12 protein-coding genes are annotated in these 19,771 nt (G+C 67.7%); 8 read left to right on the forward strand and 4 right to left on the reverse strand.

From position 1 onward, the window contains the following. Position 1 precedes the first annotated feature (1 nt). The 6 genes from L2Y94_RS06125 (at position 2) to L2Y94_RS06150 (ending at position 4,070) form a co-directional block, all read left to right on the forward strand. Positions 2–742 (forward strand): flagellar motor protein, encoded by a 741-nt coding sequence (locus L2Y94_RS06125; protein WP_144911332.1) that lies wholly within the window; start codon positions 2–4, stop codon positions 740–742. After that, complete coding sequence (gene motD / locus L2Y94_RS06130) at positions 739–1,737, forward strand: flagellar motor protein MotD (protein WP_247373769.1); 999 nt, start codon at positions 739–741, stop codon at positions 1,735–1,737. Before L2Y94_RS06125 ends, motD begins: the two co-directional genes overlap by 4 nt. Further along, positions 1,737–2,525 carry a ParA family protein gene (locus L2Y94_RS06135; protein WP_247373770.1) on the forward strand — a complete coding sequence of 263 codons (789 nt, stop codon included), beginning with the start codon at positions 1,737–1,739 and terminating at the stop codon, positions 2,523–2,525. The genes motD and L2Y94_RS06135 overlap by 1 nt, the downstream gene beginning before the upstream one ends. Further along, positions 2,522–3,085: a chemotaxis protein CheW gene (locus L2Y94_RS06140; protein WP_247373771.1), complete on the forward strand. Its 564-nt coding sequence runs from the start codon at positions 2,522–2,524 to the stop codon at positions 3,083–3,085. The genes L2Y94_RS06135 and L2Y94_RS06140 overlap by 4 nt, the downstream gene beginning before the upstream one ends. Beyond that, positions 3,082–3,507 (forward strand): chemotaxis protein CheW, encoded by a 426-nt coding sequence (locus L2Y94_RS06145; RefSeq protein ID WP_247373772.1) that lies wholly within the window; start codon positions 3,082–3,084, stop codon positions 3,505–3,507. The genes L2Y94_RS06140 and L2Y94_RS06145 overlap by 4 nt, the downstream gene beginning before the upstream one ends. 173 nt (positions 3,508–3,680) lie before the next feature. Further along, positions 3,681–4,070, forward strand: a complete 390-nt coding sequence (locus L2Y94_RS06150) for a DUF2802 domain-containing protein (protein WP_247373773.1) — start codon at positions 3,681–3,683, stop codon at positions 4,068–4,070. Between the two features lie 150 nt (positions 4,071–4,220). On the opposite strand, the gene L2Y94_RS06155 is transcribed toward L2Y94_RS06150, so the two are convergent. The 4 genes from L2Y94_RS06155 to L2Y94_RS06170 all read right to left on the reverse strand — a co-directional run bounded on the left by L2Y94_RS06155 (position 4,221) and on the right by L2Y94_RS06170 (position 13,475). Further along, positions 4,221–7,970 carry a translocation/assembly module TamB domain-containing protein gene (locus L2Y94_RS06155; protein ID WP_247373774.1) on the reverse strand — a complete coding sequence of 1,250 codons (3,750 nt, stop codon included), beginning with the start codon at positions 7,968–7,970 and terminating at the stop codon, positions 4,221–4,223. 11 nt (positions 7,971–7,981) lie between these two features. After that, entirely contained in the window at positions 7,982–9,745 is a 1,764-nt protein-coding gene (locus L2Y94_RS06160) for an autotransporter assembly complex protein TamA (protein ID WP_247373775.1), read from the reverse strand. Positions 9,746–10,051: 306 nt separating this feature from the next. Continuing rightward, on the reverse strand, positions 10,052–12,652 hold the full coding sequence (locus tag L2Y94_RS06165; protein WP_247373776.1) for a glycosyltransferase: 2,601 nt from the start codon (positions 12,650–12,652) through the stop codon (positions 10,052–10,054). Positions 12,653–12,995: 343 nt separating this feature from the next. Further along, complete coding sequence (locus tag L2Y94_RS06170; RefSeq protein ID WP_247373777.1) at positions 12,996–13,475, reverse strand: Dps family protein; 480 nt, start codon at positions 13,473–13,475, stop codon at positions 12,996–12,998. A gap of 113 nt (positions 13,476–13,588) precedes the next feature. Here L2Y94_RS06170 and hrpA point away from each other — a divergent pair, with 113 nt between their 5' ends. Continuing rightward, entirely contained in the window at positions 13,589–17,614 is a 4,026-nt protein-coding gene (hrpA, locus tag L2Y94_RS06175) for an ATP-dependent RNA helicase HrpA (RefSeq protein ID WP_247373778.1), read from the forward strand. After that, complete coding sequence (locus L2Y94_RS06180) at positions 17,611–19,719, forward strand: RelA/SpoT family protein (RefSeq protein ID WP_247373780.1); 2,109 nt, start codon at positions 17,611–17,613, stop codon at positions 19,717–19,719. Before hrpA ends, L2Y94_RS06180 begins: the two co-directional genes overlap by 4 nt. Positions 19,720–19,771 lie beyond the last annotated feature (52 nt).

The raw sequence follows: 19,771 nt of genomic DNA on the forward strand, positions 1-19,771 counted from the left end.
CATGGATATCGTGAGTCTCGTCGGCACGATCCTGGCCTTCGTGGTCATCATCGTGGGAACCATCCTCAAGGGCTCGAGCCTCGACGCCCTGTGGAATCCCGCCGCCTTCGTGATCGTGTTCCTGGGCACCTTCGCCGCATTGCTCGTGCAGACGCCCGGCCCGGTGCTCAAGCGCGCCCTCGGCATGCTGCCGTGGGTGTACAACCCGCCGGACATCGAGTCGGAAAACCTGGTCAGCCGCATCGTCGGCTGGAGCGAGATCTCGCGCCGCACGGGCCTGCTCGGCCTGGAGCCCGCGATCGAGCGCGAGACCGATCCGTTCATCCGCAAGGGCCTGCAACTGCTGGTCGACGGCACCGAGCCCGACGCCATGCGCTCGGTGCTCGAGGTGGAGGTGTATGCGCGCGAGCACACCGACATCGAAGCGGCGAAGGTCTTCGAGAACGCCGGTACGTATTCGCCCACCATGGGCATCATCGGCGCCGTGATGGGCCTGATGTCGGTGATGCAGAACCTCGCCGACCCGAGCAAGCTCGGCCACGGCATCGCCGCCGCCTTCGTCGCCACCATCTACGGCATCGGCCTGGCCAACCTGCTGGCGCTGCCGATGGCCTCGCGCCTGAAGGGCCTGGCGCGCAAGCGTTCGCAGATGCGCGAGATCCTCGTCGAGGGTCTGGTGTCCATCGCCCAGGGCGACAACCCGCGGCATATCGAGAGCAAGCTGCAAGGGTTCCTCTCGTGAAACGCCGGCACCACGAAGAACACGTCAACCACGAGCGCTGGGCCATTCCCTACGGCGACCTCATCACGTTGCTGCTCGCCCTGTTCGTGGTGATGTACGCCGTATCGGCGGTGAACGAAACCAAGTTTCGCGTGATGGCGCAGTCCATCAACGAGGCGTTCAACGGTACCGGCAAGGTCATCGAACCCATCAACGAGGCGACGCCCGCCACGCAGGTGCCGCTGCCGAACCAGTCGCGCTCGCCCACCGCCTCGCCCATCGCGAAGATCGACGTGCCCATCCCGCCGCGCAACCTGCCGCTGCCGGGCCACGAAGGCGCGGCCGCCGAGCATCAGGACGGCAAGCAGCGGCATGCGACGACGGCCGCCGACGATGCGAACGTGGCGGTAGGCAAGACCGAACAGAACAGCCTGAGCCAGATTTCCGACGAAGTGCAGCGCGCGATGAAGCCGCTGATCGACAAGAGCCTGGTGAGCGTCCGGCAGACGCCGGACTGGCTCGAGATCGAAGTGCGTACCGACATCCTTTTCCCCGTGGGCGTGGCGAAGCTGCAACCGCAGGCCGAAGACGTGCTGCGCAAGCTCGCCGGCATCCTCGCGCCGTTTCCCAACGCCATGCGCATCGAGGGTTACACCGACAACACGCCGATCGCGACGCCCACGTTCCCGTCCAACTGGGAACTCTCGGCGGCGCGCGCGGCCACGGTGGCGCGCCTGATCACGCTCACCGGCGTCGATCCCCATCGCGTGGGCATCATCGGCTGGGGTGAGTACCGCCCCGCTGCCGATAACGGCACCGCCGACGGGCGCAACCGCAATCGCCGGGTACTCATCGTGGTGATGAGCGACAAGGCCGCGCCCGCGCGTTTCTATAGCGATGCCGATCGCGTCGACCTGTCGGCGGCCAAGCCCGCCGCCAAGCCGGTGCCCACCGTGACGGTGCTGGCGCCGACGGCGGGTGCCGCCCGTTTCGCGCCCGTGGCGGAGAACCGCTGATGCGCGTCTGGGCCGTTTCCAACCAGAAGGGCGGGGTGGGCAAGACCACCACCACCGTCGCGCTCGGCAGCCTGCTCGCCCACGAGGGCCGGCGCACCCTGTTGATCGACATGGATCCGCATGCCTCGCTCTCGGGCTACATCGGCGTAGAGGTCGGTGCGCACGGCAGCGTGTACGACCTTTTCGGCGTGGGCGGCAATCCCTTGCCCGTGCGCACGCTCGTGCACGCCACGCCATGGGATCACCTCAGCGTGCTTCCCGCCTCGGCGGCGATGATCACGCTCGATCGCCAGTTGGGTACGCGGGCCGGCATGGGCCTCGTGCTGACGCAGGCGCTGGCCGAACTCGCTCCCGATTTCGACCACGTGCTGCTCGACTGCCCGCCGACGCTCGGCGTGCTGATGGTCAACGCCCTGGCCGCGAGCGATCGCCTGCTCGTGCCCACGCAGACCGAGGCGCTGGCGCTGGCCGGCCTGGAGCGCATGTTGCGCAGCCTGTCGATGATCGAACGCTCGCGCGGCAAACCGTTGCCGCGCACCATCGTGCCGACGCTTTACGACGCGCGCACGCATGCGTCGCGGGCCTGCCTGGCACAACTGCGCGAGCAATACGGCGACAGCGTGAGCCAGGCCGTCATTCCCACCGATACGCAGGTTCGCGAAGCCAGCGCGGCCGGCGTGCCGCTGGCCTCGTGGCCCGCCGCGCGCCGCGGCGGTCTCGCCTACCGCCAGTTGCTCGACGAGCTGCTGGCCCTGCCCGTGCCGTCCGTGACGGACGCGGCCGCGTGAGCCGCACCATGCAGGATGTCGAGCAGATCGTCTCCGACTACCTCGCCGAGCTGCTGACGCCCGCACCGGCGGCGGCGCCGGCGGCGGAGGTCAAGGTGGTGTCCATCGAGACCTGGCGCGATGCCGATGCCGCCGGGCGCGGCGCCGATCCGCGTTACCTGCTGTGCAGCGCGGCCGGCGTGAAGCTCGCCGTGCCGATGGCCGACGTCACGCACATGCTGCCGATGCCGCCGCTGACGCCGCCGAACACCACCAACCCGATCTGCATGGGGCGCTGGCGCCATCCCAGCGGCGAGGCGCGCGTCGCCGACCTGGGCGCGATCCTCTCGCCCGACATGGCCGGCGCGTCCACGTCCACGCTGGTGATCCTGGGCAATCGTGCCTGGGCGCTCGGCTGCGTGGTCGACGACGAACCGGTGGAATTGATGACCGACGCCATCCAGTGGCGCCATGGCGCCACCTCGCGCCCGTGGCTGGCGGGCATGTCGAAAGAACCCAAGTGCGGCGTGGTCGAGACCGCGGCGCTGATCAGATGGCTGGAACAGGAGCTGGGCCCATGAGCGAGTGGCTGGGTTTTTCCCTCGAGGGGCAGCGTTACGCCGTGGCGCTGTCGAGCGTGCGCGAAGTGATCCGCCCCGGCGACATCACGCCCGTGCCGGGTGCGCCCGACGACGTGCTCGGCATCGTCAACCTGCGTGGCCAGATCGTGCCGGTGCTCGACGGGCGTCGCCGTTTCGGTCTCCACGGAGCGGTGGACGCGTCGCAGGAAGACGCCCAGCGCGTGATCGTGTTCGATGACGCGGGCAGCGTGGTGGGCATGCGTATCGACCTCATCGGCGACATGCTCCAGCTCGCCGCCGACGATATCGCTCCGCCGCCGCCCGGTCGCGCCGAGCGGCGCGACGATCCGGTGAGCGGGGTGGTGACGCGGGACGAGGGGTTCATCGCGCTGGTGGATGTGCAGCGGCTTTGCCGGGCGTGATCGCTCCGTAGTATTCGCCGATACGATCGGCTCCCACCCCTTCGGTAGCAAGCGTGTCGCGAGCCTGCTCGCTACGGTCAGTTCCCTTCGGCGACACGCTTGTCGCGAGCCTGCTACCGAAGGGGTGGGAGCCGATCGCATCGGCGAATCGGGCTTGCGGTATCCTCCCACGCATGAACCCCATCCTCGGTTACGTGCTGATCGCCCTGGCCGTCCTCAACCTGGTCGGCCTGCTGTTCCTTTTCCGCCGCCTGGCCAAGCCGGCGAAGATCGAACCCGTCGCACCACCCGCACCGGCCCCCGACCCCGAGCCCGCCATCCAGCCCGACCAGCTCGCGGGGATGCTTCGCCGCCTGGAAAACCGGCTGGGCGACATCGAAGACCAGGTGCGTCGCACGCCGTCGGTCAACGTCACGGCCGAAAGCGGCACCACCTCCGACCGCACGCTGGCACTGGCCCAGCGCCTCGCCCGCCAGGGCGCCTCGGTGCAGGACATCGCCGATACCTGCGGCATCTCGTATACCGAGGCGGAGTTGCTGCATCGGTTGCACGCCGGGCGGTGAGCGTAGGGCGGGCGTCGCTCGCCTTGGCGCAAGACGCTGGGTTCCTGCCTGCGCAGGAACGACGATCTACACGATTGAACGTCGCCTGCCTAACACCTCACGTCGTTCCTGCGCAGGCAGGAACCCAGCGTCTTACGTGCAGGCAAACGACTACCTCTCCAACCGGTAATTCAAGCTCGCCCGCGAAAACTCCGTCGCGTTCTGCGCTTCGAAGTTCCAGCGGTGGCTCAGGATATAGCGCAGCGTGATGACCTGCCCCGGGTCGAACAGCCCCACGCCGTAGCTCAGGTACAACCGCGGCGAAAGATACTTGCCCACGGTAAATGCCGACGTGCCGCCGAGCGCATCGTTGTTGCTCACGCCGATGTCGTCCACGCCGATCTTCGAGCCCACGCTCTTGGCGAGCAGGTCACCCGCCGCCGAGCCCAGCGCCTGCGCGGCGGCACCGACCATGTTGCCTTCGCCGCCCTTCACCTGCGACAGCGGCTTGCCGGTGACGAGGTAGGAAAGGGCGTCGGACTGTTCCATCACCGGGTTCGAGAACACCGTGAGCACCGGGCGGCGCGCCGTGCCCGAGACGTAAAGCCCCACCTTCTGTCCGTCGTCGATGGTGGCGTTGGGATTGAGCGTGCGTGACGCGCGGATGTTGAGACCAGGGTTGTCGATGGGCGTCGAAGCGAACAGCAGTTGGCCCTGCTCGATGCGCAGGTCCTGCCCATACGCCTTGTAGGTGCCGTCGACGCCGATCTGCCCCTGGCCCGTCGTCGCGCGGCCCGGCCGCTCGCGCACGTCGAGCTGGCCGGTGATGCGGCCGTCGATGCCGAAGCCGACCAGGTGCACTTTCTGCCCCAGGTCGACGCGGATGTCCGCCGTGATCGGCGCGGATTCGGCGGCGGCCTCCTGCTGCTTCTCGTCCACCACCACCACGTCGGGCGAGGCCTTGGTCGCTCCCGCACCGGGCAGTTTCTCGACGTTGACGTCGGCGAGGTCGACCGCGAGCTTGCCGGTGACGTTCATGCCCTTGGCGTCCTGCACGATCTGGATGTCGGGCGAGACGATGGCCTTGGCCGCGGGAATGTCCACGGCGGTGAACTTCGAGCCTTCGATGCCCAGGCGCATCTGAGCGCCTTCGCCGAGCGCGACCTGGCCCTTGACGGCCAGGGTGCCTTCGCCGGAACGGACGGTGCCGTCCACCACGTAGTTCTTCGCGTCGGCGGTGGTCACGCTGACGTGGCCGTCCTTCAGCTTGAGGCCCGCGCTGGGCACTTCGGCGGCGAAGCCGTCGAGAAGGGCCTGCCCGGTGACGGCCGGCGCGGCCACGGTGCCGCCGAGGTCGAAGCTGGCATTGAGGCCACCTTTCACTTCGGCCAGTTCGGTGGTGAACAGTTCGACGAACGACAGGCTCTTCAGGTGCAGCGACACGTTGCCGCCGAGCGCCTGCTGCGCGCCGGCGATGCTTACGTTGCCGTCGACGCTGCCGCCGTCGTTGAGCGCGGCGCGCAGTACGATCCGCTGGTTGTCGGGCGTGAGTTGCGCGTTGGCGCTGAGGTTGTCGTAGACGAGCAGCGGGCGGTCGGGGCGATCGACGTAGGCGATCGAACCGTGCGTGCTGCCGATGGTGGCCTGGCCCGACAACGCGCCGGCCGCCGTGCGGCGGATGTTGCCGTCGCCTTCGACGATGCCCTCGGCGCGCATCGGCGAATTCGAGGCTTCGGCCAGTGTCATCAGCAGGGATAGCGGCACGCGGCGCACGCGGTAGGCCGCGTCGAGGTTGCCCGCGGCATCCTGCTTGCCCGACACGCAGAGCAACGGGTCGCCCGCGGTCAGGCAGAGGTCGCTCATGCTTGCGGCACCGTCTTTCCACGCGAGCTGGCTGGCGTTCTGGAGACGCCAGGGCGGCAGGCCCTGGAAGTCGATATCCAGGCGCGAGAGGGTGCCGTTCCAGGCGGCGTTCTTCATCGACCCGTTCAGGGCGAGGGTGGCGGTGAGCGGCTTACCGTGCGCGTTCACGCTGAGCTGGTGACGCGCCTGGTTGCCGTCGGCATCGATCGTCACGCGGTCGAACACCATGCCGCCGGATACGACGTTGTTGGCATGCACCGCGAGCTTGCCGCCGGGTTTGCCGATGTCGGGCACGTCGGCGTCGAGCGTGAGGGCGTCGATCTTCTGGCCGGCGTAGACGATGGCGCTGCCGTGCAGGTTGGCCTTCACCGCCAGATCCGGCCAGCGGCCCTTGGCGCCGATGTCGCCCTGCAGGCGACCGCCGGCATCGGGCAGCCAGTCGCCCAGCGAGGCGATGGCGAGTTTCAGCGTGGCGTCGTTGCTCGTATCGCCCTTGGCGTCGAGGCGGATGCTGCTGCCGCCGGAGGCGAGGTCGAGGTTGCCGTTGATCACCTCGCCGGGCTTGAGTACGAGCTTGCCGTTGCCTCGCAGCGGACGCTGGCGCAACGTGCCGTCGAGCTTGCGCAGGTCGAGCGTGCCGAGCGGACCGTCCTTGGCGAGGTGGCCTTCGGTGGACAGGTCGAGGTCGAGGGCGCCACCCCATTCGGCCAGCAATTGGCCGGGATCGAAACGCTTGCCTTTCAGGTCGAGCTTCCAGGCCATGTCCGGCTGCAGGGTGATGACGCCGTTGGCCGCGAGGTTGCCCTTGGGCTGCACGAGCTCGAGCGTGTGCAGGTCGATGGATTCGGGCTTGCCGTCGAGGTTCAGGGTGAACTTGCCGAGCTTGCCCGGCGGCCCGATGTCGACGTCGCCTTCGGCGTGATAGGCCTCGGCTCCGCCCTTGAAGGTGAGCTTGCCGGCGCTGGCGAGATCCTGTCCGGCGACATCGGCGGGTACCAGCACGTTCTTCCACGCGAGGGCGAGATCGGCCGTGACCGGCTGCGCCGCGATCTCCACGGTGCCGCTCGCGGTAAGCGAACCCTTGACCTGGGGCGAACCCACGGTGAGTTCTTCCAGGGTAAGGCGCTTGTAGGCGTGGTCGAACGAGGCCTTCATCGGCGCCAGGCGCACGCGGTAGTCGTTGAGGTCGACGTCGCCGGTGAGGTTGGCGCCATAGCGGTCGCCCGAGCCCCGCACGGCGAGGCCGAGCGATTGCAGCGTGCTTTCGCCGAGCAACGGTTTGGGATCGAAGCGGGGCGCGTCGATGGTGGCCGTCCAGGCGAAGTCGCCGCTCTGCACGAGGTTGGCGTCCACCCGCGCCACGAAGGGCAGGCGGAGCTTGACGATGGTATGGGCGTTCGCGCCGTCGCTCGTCGCTTCGATGTCACCGGCGTAATCCACGCCGCGGGCCTTCCATGCGAAAGAGGCCTTGCCGTCGCCGCTGTAGCCCTTGCCCACGGCAAGGCGGCCGGCGAGGTCGGCCTGCCCGTCGGGTGCGCGCAGCGCCAGGGTTTTCAGCTCCAGGCCCTTGCCCGTCCATGACCCGGCGAGATCGAGCGAGTTGGATTCGAACAGCGGTTGCCCGGCCTGGGTGACCTTCACGTGACCGACGTGCACCTTGTCGAGTACGAGGTCGATGGGCGGGTTCAGCGAGAAGGGCTCGGAGGGTTGGTCGGGCTCGGTCGAACTCGGCGGCAGCGCCACGTCGACGCCGTCGAGCGCGAGGTCGAACACGTGGGCGCGCTTGCGCATCAGGGCGCCGAAGGCGAAATCCAGGTGCGCCCGGGCGACGCGTACGTCCATGCCCTTGCCGTCGCGATAACGCACGTTGCCCAGGTCGAGCGGACCGGCGAGTCGGCCCTCGGCCGTTTCGACGGTGAGCGCGTTATCGGTGAAGCCCTGCGCGCGGGCGAGGGCGAAGCGCAGGCCCGAGGCCGTGCCCACGAGCCACCACACGCCGAGCGCGACGGCGAGCAGCAGCACGCCGAGCGCCACGCCGATGCGAATCAGCCATGTCATGCCGGTGCTTCTCATAGGTCGGGTCCGATGACCACGTGCAGGTGGATGCCATGTTCGTTCTTGTCGCCGACGGGCACGGCGAGGTCCGCGCGGATCATGCCCACGGGCGACAGCCAACGTATGCCCAGACCGGCACCCACGCGAGGGCTGTAATCGGTGCCGGTGAAGGCATTGCCCGCGTCGACGAAGGCGGCCATGCCCCAGTTCTTCGTGAAGTAGTGCTCCACTTCGCTGCTGCCGACCAGCAAGCCTTCGCCGCCGATCACGCGGTTGAACTGATTGCGCGGGCCGATGCTTTCGAAGTCGTAGCCACGCACCGAACGGTCGCCGCCGGCGAAGAAGCGCAACTGCGGCGGCAGGGCGCTGAAGTCGTCGGTCCAGATCTTGCCGGCGCTGCCGCGCAGGATGAGCCGGTTGCGGCCCCAGAACGACTGGATCCATTTCACGTCGCCGATCACCTGCGAGAACCGGGCGTCGGAAAGCAGGGTGCCCGCGGTGCTGCGCGCGGTGAGCGTGAGCGACCAGCCGCTGCGCACGAAGGTGGGATTGTCGCCTTTTTTCCGGCTGAGCGTGACCTCGGGATAGAGCAGGGTACTGCGACCGCGTTCGAGGCCTTCGGCGTTGTCGCCTTCGCCGCCGCGCTTGCCCACGGTGAAGGTGCCCGACAGCGCGTTCACGCCGATGGTGCGTTGCCAGCCATGCCACAGGCGGGTCTCGTTGGCGACCAGTTGCAGCGTGCGCGACTTCGACGTGACCGTGTTGGCATCGCGGAAGTTGGCGCCGAAGTTGAAGCTGCGCTGGTTGGGGCCGGGCATCGGAATCTGGTAGAGCGTGGAAAGCGTCTTCAGACGCTGCGCGAGCACCAGTTCGTTCTTCCACTTGTGTCCGCGGTCGTTGATCCAGCGTTTTTCGATGCCGCCGCGCAGGCCCGCGCCGGTGTCCGTGCCGAAGAACGGACCGCCGGTGTAGATCGTGCGCTTGGCGGGAGCCAGCTCCACGTCGATGTCGATGTGGCCTTCCTTCGCGTTGTCGGTGTCGGGAATCACGTTGACCACGGCGAAGTAGTCGGCGCCGTTGAGGGCCTGCTGGAGCTGGAGAAGCTGGCCCTGCGAGAAATAATCGCCACTCTTGAACGGCACGTAGCGATCGAGGAACCCGTCGCGGAACTGCGAGTTCTTGAAGTGGATCTGGCCGTAGCGGTAGCGCTGGCCGGCTTCCCACTTCAGTTGCACCGATGCGCTGTGTTCGGCGCGATTGACTTCCACGCGCCGGGTGACGAGTTTCGCGTCGAGGAAGCCGGTGGCGGTGAGCGCACCGCTCACGCCGTCGCGCGCGGCGTCGTACTGGCCGTCGTTCATGGGCTTGCCTTTCAGGCCATTCACGCCGCGCAGGGCGAAGCGGACGGCGGGGACCTTCGCGGCGTCGCCGTCGATGTCCACGTTCACGCTCTTCACCGTCACCGGTACGCCGGGCACCACATGCAGGGTGACGTGCCAGTCGTTGCCCACCTGCTGCATGTCGCCCGTGGCGGTGGCTTCGTAATAGCCGTAGGGCCGCAGCGCGGCCTGCACTTCGTCGGGGGCCTTTTCGTAGAGGCGGCGCACCTGTGCGGCGGTCACGTCGCGTGCGGCGTACTGGCTGAGTTCGACGCCGGAGACGATCGCTCCCTTCAGGCTGTCGTCGACGCCGTCGACGGTGAGCACGACGTTCGCGTGGGCCAGGGCCGGTAGCATGAACCACGGCAGGAACAGTCCATGGCGTCTGGTGAGGCGCATGAGCGTCCTTCCGTTCGTGATCCAAGGCCGTGCGCGCGACACGGCCGCTTGAGGGGATCGTGTCCGGACGCTCCCCAAGTGTGTGTCGGGGCTACGTTACCGCGTGTCAGGTTGGGGTGTCGATAGAGGGGTGTTGATGAAGCTGAATGGAAAGCCGATGGGATGTCGTCGCCTGTCCGGGCGCAAGGCGCTGGGTTCCTGCCTGCGCAGGAACGACGAGCGAGGGGTTTCGTCGGCGCGCGTGAAAATACCTCACGTCGTTCCTGCACAGGCAGGAACCCAGCGTCTTCACCAGGTTGCCGAAAATCAGCCCGCCTCGTCTCCCGACCGGAACGCGATCCACGCGCCGATCATCGCCGACACGTACGGGATGGACTGCGCGGCCAGGATGAACATCCACAACGTGCTCTCGACGTACTGCGTGCCGTAGTGCATGCCCATGCCGATGATCGCCAGCAACAGGGCGACCGCCATGAGCACTTCCTCACGCACCGGCGCGAACGCGGCGAAACTGCTGCCGCCCATGCGACGGCTCTTCGCGGTGACGACGAAGGCCGTCTTCTCGCGGGTGAGCCCGTGCAGGATGCCGCGCGCGATGGCGTGCGAGAGGCCCATGCTCGCCACCGAGGCCATGATCGTGTCGTACCAGCCGCACGGCACGCGGGCGCGATACAACACCACGCCGAAGATCGCCTTGGCGAAGAAGAATCCGATCACGGGGATCAGGAACAACTGCATGGGCAGGTTGAAGTAGTCCGGCGCGTAGATCATGCCGGCGGTCCACAGCAGGCCCATCATCGTGAACACGTAGTGCAGCGCGTCGGCGAACCAGGAGAACCAGCCGGTGAGGAAATGGAAGCGCTGTCCGGCGGAAAGCGGCCCCTTGCGGGTCATCCAGTGCCAGCGGCCCTTGAGGATCTGCATCGCGCCGAAGGCCCAGCGGTAGCGCTGGCTCTTGTATGCCTTGAAATCGGCGGGCGTGAGGCCCTTGCCCATCAGCTCGTCGACGTAGACCAGCTCGTAGCCGGCGTGCATGAGGCGCAGGCCGAGTTCGGCATCCTCGCAGATGGTCCATTCCGACCAGCCGCCGGTGCCCTCCAGCGCCGAGCGGCGCACCATGGTCATGGTGCCGTGCTGGATGATGGCGTTGCGCTCGTTGCGATGGTGCATGCCGATGCGGAAGAAGCCGTCATATTCCCAGGCCGTCATGCGGCGGAAACGGTTCTTCTCGAAATCGCGATGGGCCTGCGGGCATTGCACCACGGCCACCTTGGCGTCGTGGAAGTAGCCGGTGAGCGTGGAGAGCCAGTCTTCACGCACCTCGTAGTCGGCGTCGATGACCGCCACCACCTCGGCACGTTCGTCGGTGGCGGTAAGGCCGAAGTTGAGCGCACCGGCCTTGTAGCCCGGCCAGGGTTCGAGGTGGAAGAAGCGGAACTTCGGGCCCAGCTTGGCGCAATATTCCTCGACCGGCTTCCAGACGGCCGGGTCCTTGGTGTTGTTGTCCAGCACCAGCACCTCGAAGTTCTCGTAGTCGAGGCGGGCCAGCGAATCGAGGGTGACCTGCACCATCTCGGGCGGCTCGTTGTGGCAGGCCAGGTGGATGGACACGAAGGGCTGCTTCTCCACCGGATCGGGCGGCAGCATGCCGGCGTGGCGGATCCAGCTGCGTCGCCAGAGCACCTCGGTGAATTCGAAGCCGTTGATGAGCAGGATGCCCAGGATCGCCACCTGCGCCGGGAACAGCAGGATCAGCATCGCCCAGTCGAACGGGCTCAGGTAGAAATTGAAGGGCAGGGTGGCCGACCAGACGATCAGGCCGCAGGCCAGCTGGACCAGGCCCATGAAGAACAGGCGGCCGGTGAGCTTGAAGCGGCGGAAGCGGCTGCCGAACCAGACCATCGGCGCGAAGGCCAGCAGCGAGGCGGCCAGCGCCTTCCATGGCCAGCTCACGTCCTCCGTGACCGGGCCGGTGAAGGGGAACTTCAGCTGGCGGTCGGCGTTGAACATGCCCCAGTAGGCACCCGTGCGGCCCTCGCCGAGGTTTTCCTTCCACGGCTGGTCGATGGCTTCGAGGACGTAGTAGTCGTCGATGCCGTTGAGCTTGGCCTGGTTGAAGAACGTGCGAAGGAAGATCGCCTCGTTCGATACGCTGGGATAGGCGTACTTGAAGCGGTCGCCGTTGGAAGGCCAGCCGATTTCGCCGATGGCGATGTGCTTGCCGGGGAAACGTGCGCGCAGGGCCTTGTAGCTCTCGATCGAATCGGCGACGCCGGCGCGCGCCTCGATACCGTTCCAGTAGGGGAACAGGTGGACGGTGATGAAGTCGACGTGGTCGACCAGTTCCGGATTCTGCAGCCAGATGTGGAACGGCTCGGCGATGGATACCGGCTGCCGCACGGCCGCGCGCACGCGGTCGAGGTAGGCCATCATCTGCTCGGGCTTGAGGTCGTTGCGGAACAGGGTCTCGTTGCCGACGATGAGGCGGCTGACGGTCTTGGGGTAGCGGTGGGCCTGCGCGATCAGCGCCTCGATCTCGCGCTCGTTGTTTTCCAGGCGCGTGTCGATGTTGGCGCCAGCCATGACGTCGAGGCCTTCCTTGTCGGCCAGCCGGATCGTCTGCGGGTTTTCCAGCACCGAATAGGTGCGGATGCGTGGCGAGTATTTCTTCACCAGGCGCAGGTCGGCGTCGATTTCCGAGTCGGTGGAGACGTCGCCCTTGATCGGGTTCTGGTAGCGCTGGTAGGCGGTGAAGGCGAAGCCGGGGATCGGCGCCTTCCAGTCTTCCGGGCCGTTGGGCAGGTTGGCGACGAACCACAGGCCGACGTTCAGCGCGGCGACGACGATCGCGAGGATCAGCGCGGCGAGGATCGGGTGGCTTTTTTCGGTCGTGGTAACAGCGCTCAAAACAATCCCCGGACCGGTCGGCCCCCGCATGGCGTCAATGAGGTAACCGGGGGAGCTTAACGAACGGTGAGGGATGGCTCAACGGCGAGATGGCCCGTCGGTCAGGCTGAACTCAGTTGAGACCGGGTCATTCGCCCCCGAAGACGGTGGGAGCGGACCCTGTCCGCGAACCCTCGGGCTTACCTTGGTACGAACGAGGCCATGCGGGGACTGGGCGGGCTTTTACCGCTCGCCCGATCACCACATGGCCTCATTCGTGATAGACGGCTTGAGGGTTCGCGGACCGGGTCCGCTCCCACCATCGGGAGCCATCAGTGCTTCACTTATTCCTAACGCCCGCCGCTCACTTCAACAGCGAGCGAAGCATCCAGGCGGTCTTCTCGTGGGCCTTCAGGCGGCCCGTGACCATGTCGGCGGTGCCTTCGTCACCGACCTTCTCGGCCACCTTGATCACTTCGCGCGACGTGGCGGCGGCCTCGTCGTGGCCGTCGACCAGCTGGGCGACCATGTCGGACCAGTTCGGCACGCCGGCTTCTTCCTTGATCTTGGTGAGCTTGCTGAACTCGGCGTAGGAGCCCGCCGCGGTGACGTCGAGGATGCGGATGCGCTCGGCCACCTCGTCCACCGCCAGCCACAGTTCGTTGTACTGGGTCTCGAACATGGTGTGCAGGCTGTTGAAGTGCGGACCGGTCACGTTCCAGTGGAACTTGTGGGTCTTCAGGTACAGCGTGAAGGTGTCGGCGAGAAGCTTGGACAGCTCCTTGGCGGCGGCTTCGCGATCTTTCTTGGCAATGCCGATATCGATTTCTTTAGCCTTGGCCATCGTGCGACTCTCCAGGTTTGCGGTTCAGGGGGAAATTTTAACGAGCGAACCTTTGCATTTGAAATGCACGTTTCTGATCTCGTCGATAGGTGCACGCTATTATTTGCCTTCCCATGAGTACCTCGACAAGTCCCTCCCGCCCCATTCCGTCCGATTCGCGCCTGAAAGAGCTGCGCGACGCCCTGTCCCGGGTGGCCAGCCGCGATTACGGGCGCCTGCTGGGCCGCTGGCGCGGACTCTCCCGCAAGCCCGACGCGGCCCGGATCGACGCCCTCGGCGCGGATATCTCCGCCTCGATGGCACGCCGCGCGGCGCGGGCCGCGTCCAAGCCCGCCATCAGCGTCGACGCCGCGCTGCCCATCGCCGCCCGGGCCGACGACATCGTCAAGCTCATCCGCGACCACCAGGTGGTGGTGATCGCCGGCGAGACCGGCTCGGGCAAGACCACCCAGTTGCCCAAGCTGTGCCTGGCCGCCGGCCGCGGCGAGGCCGGGCTCATCGGCTGCACCCAGCCGCGCCGGCTGGCTGCCCGCTCGGTGGCGACCCGCGTCGCCGAGGAGCTGGGCACGCCGGTGGGCGACAAGGTCGGCTTCCAGGTGCGCTTCACCGAGAAGGTATCCGACCAGGCGCTGGTCAAGTTCATGACCGACGGCATCCTGCTGGCCGAGACGCAGTCCGATCCCTGGCTGTCGGCCTACGACACGATCATCATCGACGAGGCCCACGAACGCAGCCTCAACATCGATTTCCTGCTGGGTTACCTCAAGCGCCTGGCCCAGCGCCGGCCCGACCTCAAGATCATCGTCACGTCGGCCACCATCGACACCGAACGCTTCGCCGAGCATTTCGGCGGCGCGCCCGTGGTGGCGGTGGAAGGACGCACCTATCCGGTGGAAGTGCGCTACCGGCCTCCGGGCGAGCGCGGCGAGGGCAACCTCGCCCAGCAGATCGCCGACACCATGGACGAGATCACCCGCGAGGACCCTCGCGGCGACGTGCTGGTGTTCCTGCCCGGCGAGCGCGAGATCCGCGACACGCACCTGCTGCTTTCGCGAAAGACCTACCGTGAGACCGAGGTGCTGGCGCTCTACGCGCGCCTGTCCGCCAACGAGCAGGATCGCGTATTCCGTCCCGGCCCGAAACGCCGGATCGTGCTCGCCACCAACGTGGCCGAAACCTCGCTCACGGTGCCGCGCATCCGCTACGTGATCGACCCGGGCACGGCGCGCGTGAAACGCTACAGCCAGCGGGGACAGCTCGAGCGCCTGCACGTCGAGCCCATCTCGCAGGCGGCCGCCAACCAGCGCAAAGGCCGTTGCGGACGCATCGGGCCGGGTATTTGCTATCGCCTCTTCGACGAGGCGGACTTCGCGCTGCGCCCGGAGTACACCGATCCGGAACTGCTGCGCTCCTCGCTCGCCAACGTCATCCTGCGCATGCTCGCGCTCGACCTCGGCGAAGTGGACGACTTCCCGTTCCTCGAGGCACCCGATCCGCGCGTGGTGGCGGACGGTTACCGCCGCCTCGCCGAGATCGGCGCCATCGACGAGGACCGCCGTCTCACCGAGGTGGGCCGCACGGTGGCGCGCCTGCCCATCGACGTGCAGCTGGCGCGCATGCTGGTGGAAGCTCGCCGCCTGGGCAGCCTCGCCGACCTCACGACCATCGTGGCCTTCCTCAGCATCCAGGACCCGCGCGAGCGGCCGCCGGAGGCACGCGGGCAGGCCGATGCGGCGCATGCGCAGTTCGCCGACCCCAAGTCGGACTTCGTCGGCGTGGTCAATCTGTGGAAGGCCTACCTGGCCGCCGCGGAAGAACTGACCTCGTCGAAGCTGCGCGACTGGTGCTCACGGCATTTCCTGAGCTTCATGCGCATGCGCGAGTGGCGGGAGCTCCACCGGCAGCTGGTGCTGGTGACGCGGGACCTGGGTTGGGAGACCAAAGGCGGCGAATCCGCTTCGGTGGGAGCGGCCCCTGTCCGCGATGGGCGGCGTAGCTCCACCCGAATCGCGGACAGGGGCCGCTCCCACCCAGCCCCGGGCGATTCGGCAAGAACCCGGCCCACCTCGGCCGTTCCCGCCACCGTGCCCGACGGCGACGCGCTCTTCGAAGCCATCCATCGCAGCCTGCTCGCCGGCCTGCCGACACAGATCGGCCACAAGGACGAGAAGGGCGTCTATCGCGGTACCCGCGAGCGGCGCTTCCAGGTGTTCCCCGGCTCCGCGCTGGCGAAAGCGCCGCCGGCCTGGATCTTCGCCGCGCAGATCCTCGACATCGGTGGCCGCGTGTGGGCGATGATGTGCGCGCGCGTCGATCCCGCGTGGGTCGAATCGCAGGCGGCGCACCTGGTGCGCTCCACCGCGCGCGATCCGCACTGGTCGCGCAAGCGCGGCACCGTCGTCGCCTACGAGCAGGTCACCCTGTTCGGCCTGGTGCTGGTGGAACGCCGGCCTGTGACCTTCCAGCGGCAGGATCCGAAGCTCGCCCACGAGATCTTCGTGCGCGAAGCGCTGGTGCGCGCCGATCTCGACAGCCGCGCTGATTTCGTGCGCGCCAACGCGCGCGTGCTCGAACAGGCCCACGACATCGAGGCCAAGCAGCGCCGCGCCGGCCTGCTTCGCTCGGACGAGGCCCTGGCCGAATTCTTCGACGGCAAGCTGCCCGAATCCATCGCCGACACGCGTGCGCTGGACGCCTGGTACCGCAAGGCGGCACCGGCCGAGCAGGCGGCGCTGCGCTGGACGCTGGCCGACGTCATGGACACCGGCGCTGGCCTGGATCCGAAGGCTTTCCCCGCCTCGCTGGACATCGGACAGCACCGTTACCGGCTCGAATACCGTTTCGTGCCCGGCGATCCGGCCGACGGCGTCACCATCCACGTGCCGCTGGCCTTCCTCAACGCCTTGCCCGCGGCGCGCGGCGAATGGCTGGTCGGCGGCCTGCTGGTGGACAAGGTGGCCGAGCTGATCCGTGGCCTGCCCAAGGCCCTGCGCCGCAACTTCGTACCCGCACCGGACTTCGCCCGTGCCTTTGCCGAAGCCGAAACGCCGCGTGACGAGCCGCTGGCGAAAGCCTTGGCGGCGTTCCTGAAGCGCACCACGGGCGTCGACGTCGACGCGTCCGCGTTCGCGGATGCGGAATTGCCCCCGCACCTGCTCATGCGTTTCCGCGTGCACGACGAGAACGGCCGCACGGTGGCCGAAGACCGCGACCTCGCCGCCATCCGTGCGCGCTGGGAAGGCAAGGCGCGCGAGGCCTTCTCGCGCAAGACCGACATCGAGCTCACGCGCGAAGACATCGCCACGTGGGACTTCGAGTCCATCCCGAAGGAAGTACGTTCCGAGGGCGGCCTCAAGGCCTATCCGGCACTGGTCGACCTCGGCGAGGCCGTGGCCTTGCGCGTGTTCGAACGCGCCGACGAGGCCGCCGAAGCCCATGTGGGCGGCGTGGAGCGCCTGCTTCGCCAGGCCCTGGGCTCCGAGATCAAGCGCGCGCGTCGACAGTTGCCGATCAACAACGCCCTTTCGCTGAAATACGCTCCGCTGGGCAGCATCGACGGCCTTCGCGACGACCTCGTCGAAGGCGGCTTCGACGACCTGCTCGCGAAGCACCGCCTCGATGCCCGCACGCAGGGCGAATTCGAAACCCTGCGCGTCGATTTCGGCCGCGAGCTGTTCGGCGCGGCGATGGAGCGGCAGAAGCTGGCCGAACCGATCATCGAGGCACAGGCCGAATTGAAACCCTGGATGGACCCGCCGCTGATGGGTTTCGCCAAGGCGAGTTACGACGACCTTCGCGAGCAGCTGGCCGCGCTGCTCCAGCCCGGCTTCCTTCGCGAGCTGCCCGTTTCCCGCCTGGCCCATTTCCCGCGCTATCTCAAGGCGATGCGCCTGCGCGGCGAACGCTTGCGCCAGGATCCGGCGCGCGACCAGTCGCGCATGCTCCAGGTGCTGCCCTACTGGCGCGCGCTGCTCAATGGCGGTGGCACGGCATGGGATGCCGTCGCATGGAGCGAACTGCGCTGGCTGCTGGAAGAATGGCGTGTATCGTTGTTCGCGCAGGAACTGAAGACCGCCGAGCCGGTATCGGCCAAGCGGCTGGCGCGCGCACTGGAGATGGCCGAGGCGGCAACCCGATGAAGACGGCGAAAGACGATGCACGCCCCCTGGCGATGCCGCTCACCGAGCGGGCACGCGAGGCGTGTGCGCCGTTGCCGGCCGCGGCGCGGGCGGAAGGCGAGACCATCATCGAACTGCTTCGCCTGCTGGGCTGCGACGACGAGACCTGCGCGTCGGCGCTGTGGTTCTCGTTGATGCGCGGCATGCCCGGCGCGGCGGACGAAGCGGTCGCCGCCTGGCCCGCCTCGCTGCGACGGCTCGTCGACGGCCAGGGCGAGGCCGAGAAGGTCTGGGCCCTGCACGCGCAGCGTGGCAGGACGAGCGGTGCCGAAGGGCTGCGCCGCCTGCTGCTGGCGATCATCCGCGACCTGCGCGTCGTCTTCGTGCTGCTCGCGCGCCAGTTGGCGGCGATGCGCACGGCCATGGCGCTGCCCGACCACGAGCGCCGCGAACTGGCCCAGCTCACCTCCGACATCCACGCGCCGCTCGCCAACCGGCTGGGTATCTGGCAGCTCAAGTGGGAGTTGGAAGACCTCGCTTTCCGCTACCTCGAACCGGACACCTACCGCCGCATCGCGCGCCTGCTCGATGAGCGTCGCGCCGATCGCGAAAGCTTCATCGCGTCCAGCCTCGACCAGTTGCGCCACGTGCTCGACGATGCGGGCATCCGTGCCGATCTCGCGGGCCGCCCCAAGCACATCTTCTCCATCTGGAAGAAGATGAAGAAAAAGGGCCTGGAATTCTCCGATCTGTACGACATCCGCGCGGTGCGCATCCTGGTCGACTCGGTGGCCGACTGCTATGCCGCGCTCGGGTTGGTGCACAGCCTGTGGCCGCACCTGCCGGGCGAGTTCGACGATTACGTGGCACGGCCCAAGGGCAACGGTTACCGTTCGCTGCACACCGCCGTGTTAGGCCCCGAGGGCAAGACGCTCGAGGTGCAGATCCGCACGCACGAGATGCATCGCGCCAACGAGCTGGGCGTGGCGGCGCACTGGCGTTACAAGGAAGGCGGCGGCGCCGATGCGGAATTCGAGGCGAAGATCGCCTGGATGCGCAAGCTGCTCGAACCGCGCGGCGAAGGCGAGGACGACGCCGACCTCGCCGCGGGCTTCGCCACCGAGCTGATGGAAGACCGCGTGTACGTGCTGTCGCCCAAGGGCGAGGTGATCGACATGCCGCGCGGTGCCACGGTGCTCGATTTCGCGTATCACATCCACACCGAGGTGGGACACCGCTGCCGGGGCGCCAAGCTCAACGGGCGCATCGTGCCGCTCACCACCGCGCCGCGCAGCGGCGATCGCGTGGAAATCCTCACCACGAAGGTGTCCGAGCCCAGCCGCGACTGGCTCTCGTCGCACCATGGTTACCTCAACACCACGCGTGCGAAGGAGAAAGTGCGCTCGTGGTTCCGGCGCGAAGCGCACGACGCCAACGTCGCGGCGGGCAAGCTCGCGCTGGAGAAGGAACTGCGTCGCCTGGCACTGGACGACGTCGACCTGCAAAAGCTCGCGGGCGCGTTCCGCCTCAAGAGCGTCGACGAGCTCTACATCACCGTGGCGCTGGGCGAGGTCACGCTGGGCCAGGTCGCGCGCGCGCTCCAGGAGCCGGCGGAACCGGAGATCACGCAGTCGGCCGCGCCGGTGGCGTCGCGAGGCGCGCAGCACGATCGCGGCGCGCTGTCGATCGAAGGCATCGGCAACCTGCTCACGACGCTGGCACGCTGCTGCCAGCCGCTGCCGGGCGATCCGGTACGCGGCTTCATCACCCGCGGCCGCGGCGTATCGGTGCATCGCGCCGACTGCGCCTCGCTGTCGCGCCTGGCCCGCAAGGATCCCGACCGCGTGATCGACGTGAGCTGGGGCAGGGTGGACGTGCAGAACTACGAGGTGGACGTCGAACTGCGCGGCTACGATCGCAAGGGTCTGCAGAAAGACGTCGCCACCACCATCAGCAACGTGGGGCCGCACATCGTGGCGTCGTCGAGCCGCGTGCACGTGCGCACGGGCGAGGTGGAGATGCGCTTTACACTGCGGGTGAGGGACTACGAGCAGTTGTCGACGTTGCTGGGGCGGCTGATGGCGTTGCCGAACGTGACGGATGCGCGGCGCGTGGGCGGGCGATAACCGCTTTACCGCTCCGTTGGCTTTTCGCCGATACGATCGGCTCCCACCCCTT

Source organism: Luteibacter aegosomatis, from assembly GCF_023078455.1.
Lineage (GTDB): Bacteria > Pseudomonadota > Gammaproteobacteria > Xanthomonadales > Rhodanobacteraceae > Luteibacter > Luteibacter aegosomatis.

Coding starts and splice junctions, on each gene's coding strand:
- L2Y94_RS06160 (WP_247373775.1), bottom strand. CDS start 9,745: ATGCGCCTCACCAGACGCCATGGACTGTTCCTGCCGTGGTTCATGCTA.
- L2Y94_RS06125 (WP_144911332.1), top strand. CDS start 2: ATGGATATCGTGAGTCTCGTCGGCACGATCCTGGCCTTCGTGGTCATC.
- L2Y94_RS06135 (WP_247373770.1), top strand. CDS start 1,737: ATGCGCGTCTGGGCCGTTTCCAACCAGAAGGGCGGGGTGGGCAAGACC.
- L2Y94_RS06155 (WP_247373774.1), bottom strand. CDS start 7,970: ATGACATGGCTGATTCGCATCGGCGTGGCGCTCGGCGTGCTGCTGCTC.
- L2Y94_RS06145 (WP_247373772.1), top strand. CDS start 3,082: ATGAGCGAGTGGCTGGGTTTTTCCCTCGAGGGGCAGCGTTACGCCGTG.
- L2Y94_RS06150 (WP_247373773.1), top strand. CDS start 3,681: ATGAACCCCATCCTCGGTTACGTGCTGATCGCCCTGGCCGTCCTCAAC.
- L2Y94_RS06180 (WP_247373780.1), top strand. CDS start 17,611: ATGAAGACGGCGAAAGACGATGCACGCCCCCTGGCGATGCCGCTCACC.
- hrpA (WP_247373778.1), top strand. CDS start 13,589: ATGAGTACCTCGACAAGTCCCTCCCGCCCCATTCCGTCCGATTCGCGC.
- L2Y94_RS06170 (WP_247373777.1), bottom strand. CDS start 13,475: ATGGCCAAGGCTAAAGAAATCGATATCGGCATTGCCAAGAAAGATCGC.